Here is a 14,792-nt window from a genome sequence, read left to right on the forward strand (position 1 = left end):
CATCGCCGCGGACCTCGCCCTGGAAGGCCGCACCTCCCAGCCGATCGACTTCGTCACCACAAACGGCCGCACCGCGGCCTGAGCCCGAACGAGGAAAGCCATGACGCTGACCATCGGCCCGCTGCGGGCCGAGCCCGGCCAGAAGACCCGCGGGAGCCTGCCCGCCGACCTCGGCACCACGACAGTGGAGGTGCCCCTGATCCTCGTCAACGGATCCCGCCCCGGCCCCCGGGTCGTGATCACCGGTGGCGTCCACGGCGGCGAGTTCATCGGCGTCGACGCCGCCACCCGCCTGGCTGGGCTGCTGGAACCGGACGAGGTCGCCGGCCAGGTGGTGATCTGCCCCGTGGCCAACCCGCCGGCCGTCTACGGGGGCAGGCTCAACATCTCCCCGCTGGACGGCGTGAACATCAACCGCGTGTTCCCCGGCGACAAGGACGGCGGCCCCACCGACCGGATGGCGGCCTGGCTGTTCGAGCACCTGATCGACGGCGCCGACTCCTACGTGGACCTGCACAGCGGCGGCATCGACCAGCATCTGCTCGACTTCGTCGGCTACCGTCTGACCTCCGACGACGAGCTGGGCGGGAAGATCAAGGCGATGGCCCACGCGGTCGGATACGAGCGAGTCATCTTCGGCAACAGCCCGGACGGCGGCAACAGCCACGCCGCGGCGAACCGGCAGGGTGTCCCCGCGATCCTCGTCGAGACCGGGCAACTCGGCGACCGTGACCCCGCCACCGTGCGCAGGCTGCTCGACGGCCTGTACCGGCTCCTGCACCACCTCGGCGTCATCGAGGCGCCGCAACACCTCGCACCGGTGACCGTGCAGCCGCGCGACTGGATCTGGACGGGCGAGGTCGAGTCTCCGGTCGCAGGCCTCTGGTACCCGGACGCGGCCACCGGTGACGAGGTGACCGAGGGGCAAACCATCGGCCGCATCATCAACCCGGTCGACGGCACCGAACACAAGGTCGCCGCCGTCTCCACCGGAACCATCATCTACTGCATGAACGGGCTCTCCGTCCGCCCCGGCACACACCTCGCCGCCATCGCGACCCCCCACGACTGACGGGCCTCATACCCGCCCACTGAACCGCCCCCATCCCACTGAGCTGGTCCCCATGCCCTATTTCCAGGAGATTTGTCATGAATAATGCCCAGATCGGTCGTAGAGCGCTCCTGCGCGGAGCCGGCGGCCTCGCCGCCCTCGCCGCCGTGCCTTCGCTCGCCGCCTGCGGCACCGGCACCAACCGTGTCCCGTCCGGCGAAGGCAAGGGCGGCAGCAAGACGGTGGTCGTCCGCGACAGCGGCGGTTCGTATGGCGCGGCGCTGCAGAAGGCGATCTACACGCCGTTCACGCAGGAGACCGGCATCAGCGTCAAGGTGCTCAACCTGGACGACGCCCCGCTGCTCGCGCAGATCAAGCAGGGCCGCCCGCAGTGCGACCTCATCAACAACGCGATGATGTCTCACTACAAGTACGTTGCGCAGGACGCCCTGGAGGCGCTGGACCTGGACCGGGTCAAGAGCGTGAAGAGCGCGAAGATCCCCGACAACCAGATCACCGAACACGCCATCGGCAACAGCTTCTACGGCCAGTGCATCGCGTACCGCACCGACGCCTTCGGCGGCCGCAAGCCCGACTCGTGGGCGGACTTCTGGGACACCAAGGCCTTCAAGGGCGACCGCTCGATGGTCCACCCCGACGGTGACCTGCCCGAGCTGGAGTTCGCGCTGCTCGCCGACGGCGTCCCCATGGACAAGCTGTACCCGCTGGATGTGGACCGCGCCTTCAAGGTGCTGACCCGGCTGCGGGCCGACATCAAGAAGTTCTGGGACAGCGGCCCGCTTCCCGGTGTGCTCCTCAGCCGCGAGGAGGTGACGATGTCGACCGTCTGGGACGGCCGGGTCGCCGATATGAAGAAGCAGGGCACCCCGGTCGAGCGGCAGCTCAACGGCATGCGCCGCCAGTTCCAGGGCTACGCCATCGCCAAGGGCGCGGCCAACGCCGACAACGCCTACAAGATCATGGACTTCTCACTGCGTGCCGAGACCCAGGCCAACCTGGCCAAAACCTTCCCCTCGAACCCGTCTTCCCCGCTGGCCTACGAAAAGCTCACCGAGGACGAGCGCAACGCACTCTCCGGTGCGCCGAAGTACTACGACAAGGGCTTCGACGCTGACATCGACTGGTGGCTGAAGAACGAATCGGCCGTCACCAAGCGCTGGCTGGAATGGGCTCGTGGCTGAATTCGGTGTCGCCACACCGACCGTCAAGGTGGCCGGCCCCAAGTCGGCCACCGCGACCGGCAAAGCACTGTCGGTGGTGGGCCTGCGCAAGAACTACGGGGACGTCGTCGCGGTCGACGAGGCGTCCATGGAGCCGGTGTGTCAGTCATCGCGTCCACCCGGGGCATCATGCCGTGACCTATGGCCGAACCACAGCCGAGTATCGCGGACGTCGTCATGCCACACACCCACATGCAGAACCGCTCAACGCCCATGCCGAAGCCCGAGTTCGGCTCCTAGGGTTCCGGCTCGAACCGGTCAGGCCGACTGCTGTTGTTCAGGCGTGTTCCGCTCTGCTGAAGAAAGGCGAGCATGAGTTCACTGCGTCCGCTGGTTGTGTTCTTCGTTCGCGTCGCCGCATGCATCCAGCAGCTGAAGTCCCACGCCTAGAACCGCACGGACCGTAGGCCGGCCAAACCGCTTCCGTTTCCGTGCTGTGCCCGGCCGAGCGGGATCGTCGCTGTCTTCGCAGCGGATCGGCTCCATCACGAGCCTCTGGGTGCGCAGAACGGGTCCACTTAACCGGACCACTCAGCAACTCCTCTCGACCAAGGACTGCAGGAGCGTACCCGGCGACTCTTTGGAACGATCGAAGGCAACCGGTGAACCTATCCGGTCACGGCACTAGACGTCCGGGGTCCGGGGTCCGGCGTCAGGCGTCAGGCCACCGTCCCGATCCGCCTCGTCGTCGCAGGCGCCGTCGCAGGCGCCCGCGACGACGCGACGTCGTGGTGGATAGGGGTGTGCGCCCCGGTCAGTGAGACCCCGCTGCCGCCGCGCCGGTCGGCGACGATCTCCGAGGCGATCGACAGGGCTGTCTCCTCGGGCGTACGCGCCCCGAGGTCGAGGCCGATCGGGGACCTGAGCCGCGCCAGTTCCAGCTCCGTGACGCCGGCTCGGCGAAGGCGTTCGTTGCGGTCGAGGTGGGTCCGGCGCGAGCCCATCGCGCCGACGTACGCGACCGGCAGCCGCAGCGCGAGCCGGAGGAGCGGTACGTCGAACTTGGCGTCGTGGGTCAGCACGCACAACACCGTCCGGGCGTCCACCTCCGTGCGCTCCAGATACTGGTGCGGCCACTCGACGACGATGTCGTCCGCCTCCGGGAAACGGGCCGCCGTGGCGAAGACGGGGCGCGCGTCGCACACCGTCACGTGGTAGCCCAGGAACCTGCCGACGCGTACGAGGGCCGACGCGAAGTCGATCGCGCCGAAGACGATCATCCGTGGCGGCGGCACCGATGACTCGACCAGAACCGTGAGCGGCGCTCCGCAGCGAGAGCCCTGCTCTCCGATCTCCAGGGTGCCGGTGCGGCCCGCGTCCAGGAAGGCGCCCGCCTCGGCCACGACCGTGCGGTCCAGCTCCGGATGGGCGCCGAATCCGCCTTCGGACGAGCCGTCGGGCCGTACCAGCAGGGCGCGGCCCAGCAGTTCCCCGGGCCCCGAGACGATCCGCGCGACCGCCGCCGCCTCCCCACGGGCCGCGGTGGCCAGCGCCGCCGCGAACACCCCGCGGGCCGGCGAGGTCGCGCGGACCGGCGTGACGAGGATGTCGATGATCCCGCCGCAGGTCAGGCCGACCGCGAAGGCGTCCTCGTCGCTGTAGCCGAAGCGTTCGAGGACCGGTTCCCCGTCCTCCAGGACCTGTTGGCACAGTTCGTACACCGCGCCCTCCACGCAGCCGCCGGAGACCGAGCCGATCGCCGTGCCGTCGGCGTCGACCGCGAGTGCGGCGCCGGGCTCTCGGGGCGCGCTGCCCTCCACTGCAACCACGGTGGCCACGGCGAAGTCGCGCTCCTGCTCGGCCCACCGGTTCAGTTCCTCGGCGATGTCCAGCATGTCTCGGTCTCCGTCAGATGCTCCGGCCGTACCGGTGTCCTGTTGAGCTCCAGACCCGTCGCGTCCCGGATCGCAGCGAGGACGGCCGGGGTCGACGACAGGGTCGGCGCCTCGCCGACGCCGCGGAGCCCGTACGGGGCGTGATGGTCGGCGAGTTCGAGCACGTCGACGGGGATGGTCGGCGTGTCGAGGATCGTGGGGATCAGGTAGTCCGTGAAGGAGGGGTTCCTGACCTTCGCCGTCTTCGGGTCGACGAGGATCTCCTCCATGACGGCCACGCCCAGGCCCTGGGTCGTGCCGCCCTGGATCTGGCCGATCACGGACAGCGGGTTGAGCGCCTTGCCGACGTCCTGGGCGCAGGCCAGTTCGATGACCTTCACCAGGCCGAGCTCGGTGTCCACCTCGACGACGGCGCGGTGCGCGGCGAAGCTGTACTGGACGTGCCCGAAGCCCTGTCCGGTGCGGAGGTCGAAGGGCTCGGTCGGCCGGTGCCGCCACTCCTCCTCGACCTCGACACACTCGCCTTCGAGTACGTCCGTCAGGCCGGCCAGGACCTCACCGCCGTCGGTGACCACCTTGCCGCCCTCCAACAGCAGCTCGGCGGTGGCCCAGGCGGGGTGGTACGTGCCGAACTTGCGGCGCCCGATCTCCAGGACCCGCTCACGGACGAGCTCACAGGCGTTCTTGACGGCGCCCCCGGTGACGTACGTCTGACGCGACGCCGAGGTCGAACCCGCGGAGCCCACCTGGGTGTCGGCCGGCTGGATGGTCACCTGGGTGACACCGAGTTCGGTGCGGGCGATCTGGGCGTGGACGGTGACTCCGCCCTGGCCGACCTCCGCCATGGCGGTGTGCACGGTCACGACGGGCTCGTCGCCCACAACCTCCATACGCACTCGGGCGGTCGAGTAGTCGTCGAAGCCCTCGGAGAAGCCGACGTTCTTGATGCCGACCGCGTACCCGACACCGCGTACGACGCCTTCGCCGTGCGTGGTGTTGGACAGACCGCCCGGCAGCTGGCGGACGTCCGCACCCTCGGAGCTCGCCCACTGGCGCTCCGGCGGCAGCGGCATCGCCTTGACGCGGCGCAGGAGTTCGGCGACCGGGGCGGGCGAGTCGACGGGCTGCCCCGTCGGCATGAGGCTTCCCTGCTCCATCGCGTTGAGCCGCCGGAACTCGACCCGGTCCATGCCCACCTTGTCGGCGAGCTTGTCCATCTGCGCCTCGTACGCGAAGCACGCCTGCACCGCACCGAAGCCGCGCATGGCGCCGCAGGGCGGGTTGTTGGTGTAGAGCGCGAGGGCCTCGATGCCGACGTCGTCGACGACGTACGGACCCGCGCCGAGCGAGGCGGCGTTGCCGACGACGGCCGGGGAGGCGGAGGCGTACGCGCCGCCGTCAAGGACGATCCGGGCCTTGAGATGCGTCAGCTTGCCGTCCTTCGTCGCCCCGTGCTCGTAGAAGAGCTTCGCCGGGTGGCGGTGGACGTGGCCGAAGAAGGACTCGAACCGGTTGTAGACCATCTTGACCGGCTTCCCGGTGCGCAGCGCCAGCAGGCACGCGTGGATCTGCATCGACAGGTCCTCGCGGCCGCCGAACGCGCCGCCGACACCGGAGAGCGTCATCCGGACCTTGTCCTCGGGCAGACCGAGGACGGGCGCGATCTGACGCAGGTCGGAGTGCAGCCACTGGGTGGCGATGTAGAGGTCGACCCCGCCGTCCTCGGCGGGGACGGCCAGGCCGGACTCGGGGCCCAGGAAGGCCTGGTCCTGCATGCCGAAGGTGTACTCGCCCCGGACGATGAAGTCGGCCTTCTTGGCGGCCTCTTCGGCGTCGCCGCGGATGATCGGCTGGCGGTGCAGGATGTTGGGGTGCGGGACGTGGCCCACGTAGTGGTCCGTGCGGTTCTCGTGGACCAGGGGCGCGTCCGGGGCGGTGGCGCTCGACTCATCGGTGACGACGGGGAGTTCGCGGTATTCGACCTTGATCTTCGCGGCCGCTCGGCGCGCGGTCTCCGGGTGATCGGCGGCCACGATGGCGACGGGTTCGCCGTGGTGGCGGACCTTGCCGTGGGCGAGGACCGGGGTGTCCTGGATCTCCAGGCCGTAGTGCTTCACCTCGGTCGGCAGGTCGTCGTACGTCAGGACGGCGTACACACCGGCCTGCGCGAGGGCCTCGCTCGTGTCGATGGAGACGATCTCCGCGTGGGCCACCGTGGAGCGCAGGATCTGACCCCACAGCATGTCCTCGTGCCACATGTCGGACGCGTACGCGAACTCGCCGGTGACCTTGAGGATGCCGTCCGGCCGGAGCGTGGACTCACCGACGCCACCCCTGGTCCGGGAGCCCTGCGTGATGTTGGTGGGCGTACCGGTCGTACCCATGCTCAGACCGCCTCGGACTGCCGGGCGGCCGCCAGACGGACCGCGTCCATGATCTTCTCGTAGCCGGTGCAGCGGCAGAGGTTGCCGGAGAGTGCCTCGCGGATGTCCTCGTCGGACGGGTTCGGGGTGCGCTCCAGCATCTCATCGGCGGCGACCAGAAGCCCCGGGGTGCAGAAGCCGCACTGCACGGCGCCGGCGTCGATGAACGCCTGCTGGATCGGCGAGAGCGTCGCACGCGGGACGGTGCCCGTGCCTTCGCCGGTCCGGGAGTGCGTGCCGCCCGCCGCCCACCGCCTGGCTTCGTCGAGCGGCGTTCCGCACGACCCCGTCCCGCATCCCTCGGCGCGCTGCTTGGCGTAGTCCGCCAGGCCCTCGACCGTGACGACCTCGCGCCCCTCGGCCTGGCCCGCCGCGACCAGACACGCACACACCGGTACGCCGTCGAGCCGCACCGTGCACGATCCGCACTCCCCCTGCTCGCAGGCGTTCTTGGAACCCGGCAGGCCCAGGCGCTCCCTGAGTACGTACAGCAGGGACTCGCCCTCCCACACGTCGTCGGCTTCCTGCGGACGGCCGTTGACCGTGAAACTGACGCGCATTACGCAGCGCCCCCCATCTCGTGTGCGTCGCGGCCGGTGGCGCGGTACGACTCCCAGGTCCAGGTCAGCGTGCGGCGGGCCATGACGCCGACCGCGTGGCGGCGGTAGCCCGCGGTGCCCCGGACGTCGTCGATCGGATTGCAGGCTGCGGAGCACAGGTCCGCGAACTGCCGGGCGACCGAGGGGGTGATGATCTTGCCGCTGTCCCAGAAGCCGCCCTCGTCGAGCGCCGCGTTCAGGAACTCCTCGGCGTCCTTCGCCCGCACGGGTGTGGGCGCGGCCGAGCCGATGCCGGTGCGGACGGTGCGGGTCTCGGGGTGCAGGGCAAGGCCGAAGGCGCAGACGGCGATGACCATCGCGTTGCGGGTGCCGACCTTGGAGAACTGCTGCGGGCCGTCGGCCTTCTTGATGTGCACGGCCCTGATCAGTTCGTCGGGGGCGAGCGCGTTGCGCTTCACGCCGGTGTAGAACTCGTCGATCGGGATGAGCCGGGAGCCGCGTACGGACTCGGCCTCGACCTCGGCACCCGCCGCGAGGAGGGCCGGGTGGGCGTCACCGGCCGGGGACGCGGTGCCGAGGTTGCCGCCGACGCCGCCGCGGTTGCGGATCTGCGGGGAGGCCACGGTGTGGGAGGCCAGGGCGAGTCCCGGCAGCTCGCCCCGCAGCCTCTCCATGATCGTGGTGTACGGGACGGAGGCGCCGAGCCGGACCGTCTCCTCGCCGACCTCCCAGTCGCCCAGCTCGCCGATGCGGGTCAGGTCCAGGAGGTACTCGGGCCGGCGGTGGTCGAAGTTGATCTCGACCATCACATCGGTGCCGCCCGCGATCGGCACAGCGGTGGGGTGCTCGGCCTTCGCGGCGAGCGCCTCCTCCCAGCTGGCGGGGCGAAGGAAGTCCATGACCGGCTCTCTGCTTCCTGTCGTGGGCATTGTGTTCGAGCCAGATCGGGTGCGGCGGGCCCGGCTCGTTCCTGTGCTGTTCACGTCGATTGAGATCAGTAGACAGCGCCGCCCCTCACCAAGGTCAGTCACCGAAAACATGAAGGAGTTGGCTGGCCAGGGCGATCGTCTTGTAGATTCGTATGAATGGGGGGCACCGGTAACCTCCTCGCTTTCCTCCTGAAACGTCCACCACAGTCCTCGGGAAGCAAGGGCACGGCCCAGGAACCGGCCATCAGGTCCGGCCACCCGCTCGCCGGGCCCGCGCCCAGGATTCATCGTAGATTTCCGGACAAAGAACGGCGGCGACGAGAATGCGGCTGCGCGCACTGCTGGACTCCGACGCGCTGGGCCTGCGGCTGCTCGGCGGCGAGGACGAGCTGGATCGCAGTGTGCGCGGGGTGATGACCACGGATCTGCGGGATCCCAGCCGCTATCTCTCCGGCGGTGAGCTCGTCCTCACGGGTCTCGCGTGGCGGCGCGACGCAGCGGACTCCGAGCCTTTCGTACGGATCCTCGTGGCCGCCGGGGTCGCGGCGCTGGCCGCCGGTGAGGCCGAGCTGGGCACCGTCCCCGACGACCTGGTGGTGGCCTGCGCCCGGCACCGGCTGCCGCTGTTCGCCGTCAACGAGTCGGTGGCCTTCGCGACGGTCACCGAGCATGTCGTACGACAGGTCTCGGGTGAGCGGGCCGGGGATCTGGCGGCCGTGGTGGACCGGCACCGGCGGATGATGACCTCCGGTCCGGCGGGCGGCGGCCCGGACGTGGTGCTGGACCTGCTCGGCTCCGACCTGGACCTGCGGGCCTGGGTGCTCTCCTCCACCGGACGCGCGATCGCGGGCTCGAACCTCTCGGGGCCGGCGCTGCCGGCCGAGGTCCGCGCCACACTGGCCGCCGAGCACCTGGCGGCGTCCCGCGCCGGCCGGCGCGGACCGTACCGTGCGACGGTCGACGGCACGGCGTACTCCCTCTTCCCGATCCACGGCTGGGGTCACCGCCCGGCGGCGTCGGGGGGAGGCCGGGGTTCCACGGTGGCCTCGCGCGACGTACGCGAGACGGTGCTCTCGGACTGGCTGCTCGCGGTGGAGGCGGATGCCGGGGACTGGCCCGATGAGCGGCTCGATCTGCTGCGGGGCGTGGCGCAGCTGATCGCGGTGGAGCGGGACCGGCGGGACGCGGCGCGTACGGTGCGCCGCAGACTCGCCCAGGAGGTGCTGGAGCTGGTACAGACCGGCGCCGCGTCCGCCGAGATCGCGGCGCGGCTGCGGGTCGCCGCGCCGGTGCTGCTGCCGGGGCTGGGCGCTGCCCCGCACTGGCAGGTCGTGGTGGCCCGCGTCGAGTGGGACGAGGTAGGAGGCAGGCCCGCCGGCCCCTCGGCCGAGGAGGTGCGCGGGACACGGGCGGGAGAGATCGACGGCGGGCCGGTGGCCCAGACGCTGCTGGAGGAGATCCTCGTCGCCCCTCCCCCAAGCTCTTCGGACAGGGGGCACCCCCAGTCGTCCGGCCCCGATCAGTCCGACCGGATCGCGGTCGCCCATACGGGTGAGGAGGCGATCGCGCTCGTCCCCCTTCCGGCTGTATCCGCGGAGCACGACGGGTCCGAGTCCGGGCTGCACGCCGAAGCGCTGCTGGAGGCCGTGCGCGGCCCGCTGTCGGCGGGCCTCAGCGACGACGGGCGGCTCACGCTCGGCGTCAGCGCGGCCGTTCACTCGGCGGAGGGGCTGCGCGGCGCCCTGGAGGAGGCGCGGCACGCGCGCCGGGTCGCGGCGGCCAGGCCCGGCCGGGTGTGCGCGGCGGGCCACCAGGAGCTGGCCTCCCATGTGCTGCTCCTGCCCTTCGTCCCCGACGACGTGCGCCGGGCCTTCACGGCCCGCCTCCTCGACCCGCTCCGGGACTACGACCGCCGGCACCGCGCCGAGCTGATCCCCACCCTCGAGGCCTTCCTCGACTGCGACGGCTCCTGGACGCGCTGCGCGAACCGTCTGCACCTGCACGTCAACACGCTGCGCTACCGGGTGGGCCGTATCGAGCAGTTGACGGGACGCGACCTGTCCCGACTCGAGGACAAGCTGGACTTTTTCCTCGCGTTGCGGATGAGCTGACGTCACGGCGCTGTGGACGGGTGGCACCAAGTGCCGTTCGCGTCCCATGACTTTGTGAAATCCTTCACCCACCCTCTTGGCCGGGCGCGCCGATTCGTGCTGAGATGCGGCCACCACTCAACAGCTCAATGGCGTGCTCGGGGAGGGCAACGTGGCGTATCCCGCCATGTCTGATACCGGAACGGCTGCAGGGGACGATCCGCTCCAGATCGCGGTATGGCGGCTGCGCTCGCGCGCCTGCTGGACCGACGCGGCCGCGCTTCTCGCATCACACACGGCGGGCGCCGCTCTCCAGCGGGCCTCGCTCCTCGTGGAGCGGTGTCTGTACACCGCGGAGGGCTGGGAGGAGGCCGAGGACGCGCTGCGTACGGCGGAGGCGCTGGCCAGCAGCGACGACGAGCGGGGAGCCGCGGCCTGCGAGCGCGGGCAGCTCGCATACGCCGCCACGATCCTCGGCGTGCGCGACCGGGCGGACGAAGCGCGGGCCGCGCTCGGCCGGTCCGCCGCCCTGATCGCACCGGGCTCCCCCGGTCGGGCCCTCCTCGACTTCCGGCGCGGTCTGCTCGCCGAGAACCTCGCCCACTCCCCGCAGTCGGCCCGTGCCGCCTATCGCCGTGCCCATGCGGGCGCCACCGCCCACGGCGACCCGCTGCTGCTCTCCTTCACCTGGCGCCACCTCGCCGGACTCGCCCTCCGCGAGGGGGAGTTGGCAGAGGCCCGGCACGGCTTCGGCGAATCCCTCCGGATCCGCGAGGAGCTGGGCTACCTCGTCGGCACGGCACCCGCGCTGGCTTCCCTCGCCGACGCCGAGACCGAACCGGAGGCGTCCCGGCTGCGGGCCGAGGCGGGGCGGCTGTTCCGGCTCCTCGGGGGCGTACCGACGTGGCTGGCACCGCAGCTGGCCCCGGCTCCGCCGGCGGCAACGGCTTGATTCCTGTCCGGCGCTGATCCGCCGGACGGACCCTGGGCCGACAGGGCCTAAGCCCTGTCGGCCTGGGAGGCGCCCGCGAAGTGTCCTTGGACGAGGGACTGCACGACCGGCAGGTCCTGGGCGATCAACGCGTCGAGCAGCGTCGTGTGTTCGGCGGCGTCCGCCACCAGGTCTCGGCGGCGGGTGGCGGGGCCGCCGACGAGGGGCCACTGGGCGCGGCGGTGCAGGTCGTCGACGATCCGCACCAGCTGCTCGTTCCCCGCGAGGTCGAGCACGGCGCGGTGGAAGGCGCGGTCGGCTTCGGCGTAGGTCGCCCGGCAGCCGGTGGCCGCGGCCCGTGCCGTCGACTCGGCGAGGGGGCGCAGCTCCGCCCAGCGCGTGGCGGGCACCGTACGAGCCAGCCGCAGCATCACGGGGACCTCGATCAGCGTCCGGATCTCGGCGAGCTCGGCCAGCTCACGCGCGCCGCGCTCGACGACGCGGAAGCCCCGGTTCGGTACGACCTCCACGGCGCCCTCGGTCGCGAGCTGCTGCATCGCCTCGCGCACCGGGGTCGCCGAGACACCGAAGCGTTCGCCCAGCGCGGGGGCGGAGTAGACCTCGCCGGGCGACAGCTCGCCGCCCACGAGAGCGGTACGGAGGGCGTGGAGGATCTGGCCTCGCACGGAGGAACGCTGGACGACGGGGCGGGGGGTGTCGTCGGCCGCTTCCACACCCTGCGCGCCGCCCGGCAGGTGTTCGCCCGGCAAGCGTTCGCCCGGCAAGCGTTCGCCCGGCAAGCGTCCGTCCGCCGAGCGCGGTCGCGGGAGCGGGGGCTCGCTGTGGGTGTGCTCACCGCGGGCCGCATCCGAGTGCGCGGCACCGTCCCGGCGCCCGCCGCCCTCGCGGCCCGCCCCGCGCTCCCGGTCCTCGGCCACGGCCGCCGCCCGCGCCTGCGGAGGCACCTGAGGATCCTTCCCCGGACGGGCCCGATGGGTCCGACGGGCCTGACGGAGGACCTGACCGGCCTCCTCCGGCACGTCCCCGGCGGAGCCGTTCGCCACGTCCCCGGCGGAGCCGTTCGCGTCACGCGGGCCGGCCTGCTCCACGGGGGCCTCCTCCGGGCTTGGCGGTACTTGGGGGCATTGCGGCCGATGTGGCCGTAACTCTGCACGATAGGCGGCGCGAGCCGTAGTTCAAACCTCGATAATGTCGAGTAAGGTAAGCCTTACCTACAAACGATCGTGAATCGGTGGCCCCCGCATGTCCGCTCCCGCTCCGGCCGCAGCCTCTCCCGTCGGCGCCTCGCACCCGGCTCGCTCAGCCGTCGCGGATGCCTACGACCGCATGACCGAGGCGTATCCCCACCTGGGCGTCATGGAACTCGGCCCCGGGGAACCGGCCCCCGTCGGCGCCGGCTGGGTCGCCGTCGCGGGGCTCGCGGCGGGCGGAGCCGACCTCGACAGGTTTCTCGCGTGGGACGACGCACAGGTACTGAGCGACTACGGGCAGCGGGCCCGCCCGGACGTCGTCGCGAGCTTCGGCCTGCACCGGTACGCCTGGCCGGCCTGCCTGCTGTTCACGATGCCGTGGTTCCTGCTGCGCCGCGTACCCCGCTTCCCCGTGGAGCACGTCTCCTTCCAGCGCACCCTCGGCCGCATGGCCGTGCGGGTCGGGGACTTCGCCTGCCTCCCGGGCGACCCGGCCGCCACACTTCCCGGCGCCCGCGTCGTACCGGACGAGGACGCCCTGCGCGCCGAGGTACGGGCCGCCGTGGCCGAGCACATGGAGCCGGTTCTCGGCGGCTTCGGGCCGCGCATGCGACGCCGGGGCCGCGCCCTGTGGGGCATGGCGACCGACGAGATCGTCGAGGGGCTCTGGTACGTCGCCCAACTCCTCGGCGAGGAGCGGCGGGCGATGGCCGAGCTGGAGCGGCTGCTCCCGGGCGCGACCCGGCCGTACGTCGGCACGGCCGCGTTCCGCGAGCTAACCGGCCCGAACGGCGATGCCCTGACCACCCGCGACCGGGCCAGCTGCTGCTTCTTCTACACCGTGGACCCCGAGGACACCTGCGCCAACTGCCCGCGCAACTGCGACGCGGTCCGCATCGAGAAGCTGACGGCCGCCGCGGCCTGCTGACCGCCCCCGAGCCAAATCGGCCACCTCCACGAGGAGTTCAGGCCACCCCGGGTGAACCGGCGCACCGGGCATCACCTAAGGTCAACTCGGACCGAGACACCCACCGGGACACTCTTCGAGACACCCCGCGCATTACAGGCGCTTCACAATTTCCTCACTTGTCGCGGGAACTTTCCGGGGAACCACCCGTACGGGTATCTTAATCGCACTCAACTCCCGTCCCTCGCGCGGCAGTTCGAGCAGAACGTCGCCGTGCGCATCCCCTTGCACTCCCTTGGCGGCCTCTTGCCCCGAAACCCCCCTGAGGGCCGATGGGTTTGGGCCACTATGGCGGGCGTTACGCCCTATCCCAATGCAAGGGACCCCAGATGAGACTGACCGACATATCGCTGAACTGGCTGCTTCCGGGCGCCGTACTGCTCCTGGGCATGCTGGCGGCGGTAGCGGTACTCGCGCGCGGCAAGCGCTCCGGGGAGAACGCGAACGCGGACGACTCGTGGGAGCGCAGCGAGGAGCGACGCCGGCGCAAGGAGGCCATTTACGGTACGGCTTCCTATGTGCTCCTGTTCTGCTGTGCGGCGGTCGCCGCCGCGCTCTCCTTTCACGGCCTGGTCGGCTTCGGCAAGCAGAACCTGAACCTCTCCGGTGGCTGGGAGTACCTGGTTCCCTTCGGCCTCGACGGCGCCGCGATGTTCTGCTCGGTGCTCGCGGTGCGCGAGGCCAGCCACGGTGACGCGGCACTCGGCTCCCGCATACTCGTGTGGACGTTCGCGGGCGCCGCGGCCTGGTTCAACTGGGTGCACGCTCCCCGGGGCGCGGGCCACGCGGGTGCTCCGCACTTCTTCGCCGGTATGTCGCTGTCGGCCGCGGTCCTGTTCGACCGCGCACTGAAGCAGACCCGCCGTGCGGCGCTGCGCGAGCAGGGGCTGGTGCCCCGGCCGCTGCCGCAGATCCGGATCGTACGGTGGCTGCGTGCCCCTCGTGAGACCTTCGGTGCCTGGTCGCTGATGCTGCTCGAAGGGGTGCGCACCCTGGACGAGGCGGTCGAGGAAGTGCGCGAGGACAAGCGGGAGAAGGAGCAGAACCGGCGGCGCCGGCGCGATCAGGAGAAGCTGGAGCGGGCTCGTCTGCGGGCGATCACGCGCGGCCAGCGCGGGCTGATCGGACGCTCCCGGCAGGTCGAGGTGCAACAAGTGCCCGCCGCTCCGGCGCCCGCCCAGGTCACCGCGGAGCCTGCCATATCGACTCCGGAGCCACTGCCCGTGCGCGCCCGTCCCTCCCTCACGGCCGTCAGCCACACTACTGAGCCGGTCACCGTCGACCTCACCGCCGAGGACGACACGATGGCCCTGCCGCGCCTGGACTCCCTGGAGCGCAAGCTCAAGGACCTGGAGCAGCAGTTCGGCTGAGGCCGAGGGCCTGAGCAGTTCGGCCAAGGCCGAGGCCCAGCCAGGCAACCCAAGCCGCAAAAAGAGGGCGCCCTACGGCGAGTGAGCCGAAGGGGCGCGCCGGTGTCGAGACGGCGATCGCGCGGAGGCCCGACGAAGGAGGGCCGAGCACGATCGCCGTCTCGACACCGGCTTTTGCGCCCCG

The 14,792-nt window shown here is 71.2% G+C and carries 11 protein-coding genes; 6 read left to right on the forward strand and 5 right to left on the reverse strand.

Annotation, left to right across the window (positions count from 1 at the left end; all coding sequences use genetic code 11):
* Positions 1–100 precede the first annotated feature (100 nt).
* Both FGD71_RS36810 and FGD71_RS36815 read left to right on the forward strand, forming a co-directional pair.
* On the forward strand, positions 101–1,072 hold the full coding sequence (locus FGD71_RS36810; protein WP_119104890.1) for a succinylglutamate desuccinylase/aspartoacylase family protein: 972 nt from the start codon (positions 101–103) through the stop codon (positions 1,070–1,072).
* Positions 1,073–1,149: 77 nt separating this feature from the next.
* Positions 1,150–2,253: an ABC transporter substrate-binding protein gene (locus tag FGD71_RS36815; protein ID WP_119104891.1), complete on the forward strand. Its 1,104-nt coding sequence runs from the start codon at positions 1,150–1,152 to the stop codon at positions 2,251–2,253.
* A 698-nt stretch (positions 2,254–2,951) separates the two neighbouring features.
* Here FGD71_RS36815 and FGD71_RS36825 read toward each other — a convergent pair.
* The 4 genes from FGD71_RS36825 to FGD71_RS36840 are packed head-to-tail and all read right to left on the reverse strand — an operon-like array spanning position 2,952 to position 8,009.
* On the reverse strand, positions 2,952–4,127 hold the full coding sequence (locus FGD71_RS36825) for an XdhC family protein (protein ID WP_119104892.1): 1,176 nt from the start codon (positions 4,125–4,127) through the stop codon (positions 2,952–2,954).
* Complete coding sequence (locus FGD71_RS36830) at positions 4,103–6,511, reverse strand: xanthine dehydrogenase family protein molybdopterin-binding subunit (RefSeq protein ID WP_119104893.1); 2,409 nt, start codon at positions 6,509–6,511, stop codon at positions 4,103–4,105. Before FGD71_RS36830 ends, FGD71_RS36825 begins: the two co-directional genes overlap by 25 nt.
* A 2-nt stretch (positions 6,512–6,513) precedes the next feature.
* Positions 6,514–7,110: a (2Fe-2S)-binding protein gene (locus FGD71_RS36835; RefSeq protein WP_119104894.1), complete on the reverse strand. Its 597-nt coding sequence runs from the start codon at positions 7,108–7,110 to the stop codon at positions 6,514–6,516.
* A complete protein-coding gene (locus FGD71_RS36840; protein WP_119104895.1) occupies positions 7,110–8,009 on the reverse strand; it encodes an FAD binding domain-containing protein in 900 nt (299 codons plus the stop codon). The genes FGD71_RS36835 and FGD71_RS36840 overlap by 1 nt, the downstream gene beginning before the upstream one ends.
* Before the next feature lie 353 nt (positions 8,010–8,362).
* On the opposite strand from FGD71_RS36840, the gene FGD71_RS36845 reads away from it, so the two are divergent.
* Positions 8,363–10,150 (forward strand): PucR family transcriptional regulator, encoded by a 1,788-nt coding sequence (locus FGD71_RS36845; RefSeq protein ID WP_119104896.1) that lies wholly within the window; start codon positions 8,363–8,365, stop codon positions 10,148–10,150.
* Between the two features lie 151 nt (positions 10,151–10,301).
* A complete protein-coding gene (locus FGD71_RS36850) occupies positions 10,302–11,081 on the forward strand; it encodes a hypothetical protein (RefSeq protein ID WP_119104899.1) in 780 nt (259 codons plus the stop codon).
* Between the two features lie 47 nt (positions 11,082–11,128).
* Here the strand turns inward: FGD71_RS36850 and FGD71_RS36855 are convergent, their stop codons facing one another.
* The gene (locus tag FGD71_RS36855; RefSeq protein WP_420878385.1) at positions 11,129–12,169 is read right to left on the reverse strand and encodes a GntR family transcriptional regulator; all 1,041 of its coding nucleotides are present in this window, start codon (positions 12,167–12,169) and stop codon (positions 11,129–11,131) included.
* Between the two features lie 154 nt (positions 12,170–12,323).
* Here FGD71_RS36855 and FGD71_RS36860 point away from each other — a divergent pair, with 154 nt between their 5' ends.
* Both FGD71_RS36860 and FGD71_RS36865 read left to right on the forward strand, forming a co-directional pair.
* Entirely contained in the window at positions 12,324–13,199 is an 876-nt protein-coding gene (locus FGD71_RS36860; protein ID WP_119104897.1) for a (2Fe-2S)-binding protein, read from the forward strand.
* Between the two features lie 368 nt (positions 13,200–13,567).
* The gene (locus tag FGD71_RS36865; RefSeq protein ID WP_119104898.1) at positions 13,568–14,608 is read left to right on the forward strand and encodes a DUF2637 domain-containing protein; all 1,041 of its coding nucleotides are present in this window, start codon (positions 13,568–13,570) and stop codon (positions 14,606–14,608) included.
* Positions 14,609–14,792 lie beyond the last annotated feature (184 nt).

It is taken from the genome of Streptomyces sporangiiformans (assembly GCF_005768555.2).
GTDB lineage: Bacteria > Actinomycetota > Actinomycetes > Streptomycetales > Streptomycetaceae > Streptomyces > Streptomyces sporangiiformans.

Coding starts and splice junctions, on each gene's coding strand:
- FGD71_RS36835 (WP_119104894.1), bottom strand. CDS start 7,110: ATGCGCGTCAGTTTCACGGTCAACGGCCGTCCGCAGGAAGCCGACGAC.
- FGD71_RS36810 (WP_119104890.1), top strand. CDS start 101: ATGACGCTGACCATCGGCCCGCTGCGGGCCGAGCCCGGCCAGAAGACC.
- FGD71_RS36825 (WP_119104892.1), bottom strand. CDS start 4,127: ATGCTGGACATCGCCGAGGAACTGAACCGGTGGGCCGAGCAGGAGCGC.
- FGD71_RS36845 (WP_119104896.1), top strand. CDS start 8,363: ATGCGGCTGCGCGCACTGCTGGACTCCGACGCGCTGGGCCTGCGGCTG.
- FGD71_RS36860 (WP_119104897.1), top strand. CDS start 12,324: ATGTCCGCTCCCGCTCCGGCCGCAGCCTCTCCCGTCGGCGCCTCGCAC.
- FGD71_RS36815 (WP_119104891.1), top strand. CDS start 1,150: ATGAATAATGCCCAGATCGGTCGTAGAGCGCTCCTGCGCGGAGCCGGC.
- FGD71_RS36830 (WP_119104893.1), bottom strand. CDS start 6,511: ATGGGTACGACCGGTACGCCCACCAACATCACGCAGGGCTCCCGGACC.
- FGD71_RS36840 (WP_119104895.1), bottom strand. CDS start 8,009: ATGGACTTCCTTCGCCCCGCCAGCTGGGAGGAGGCGCTCGCCGCGAAG.
- FGD71_RS36865 (WP_119104898.1), top strand. CDS start 13,568: ATGAGACTGACCGACATATCGCTGAACTGGCTGCTTCCGGGCGCCGTA.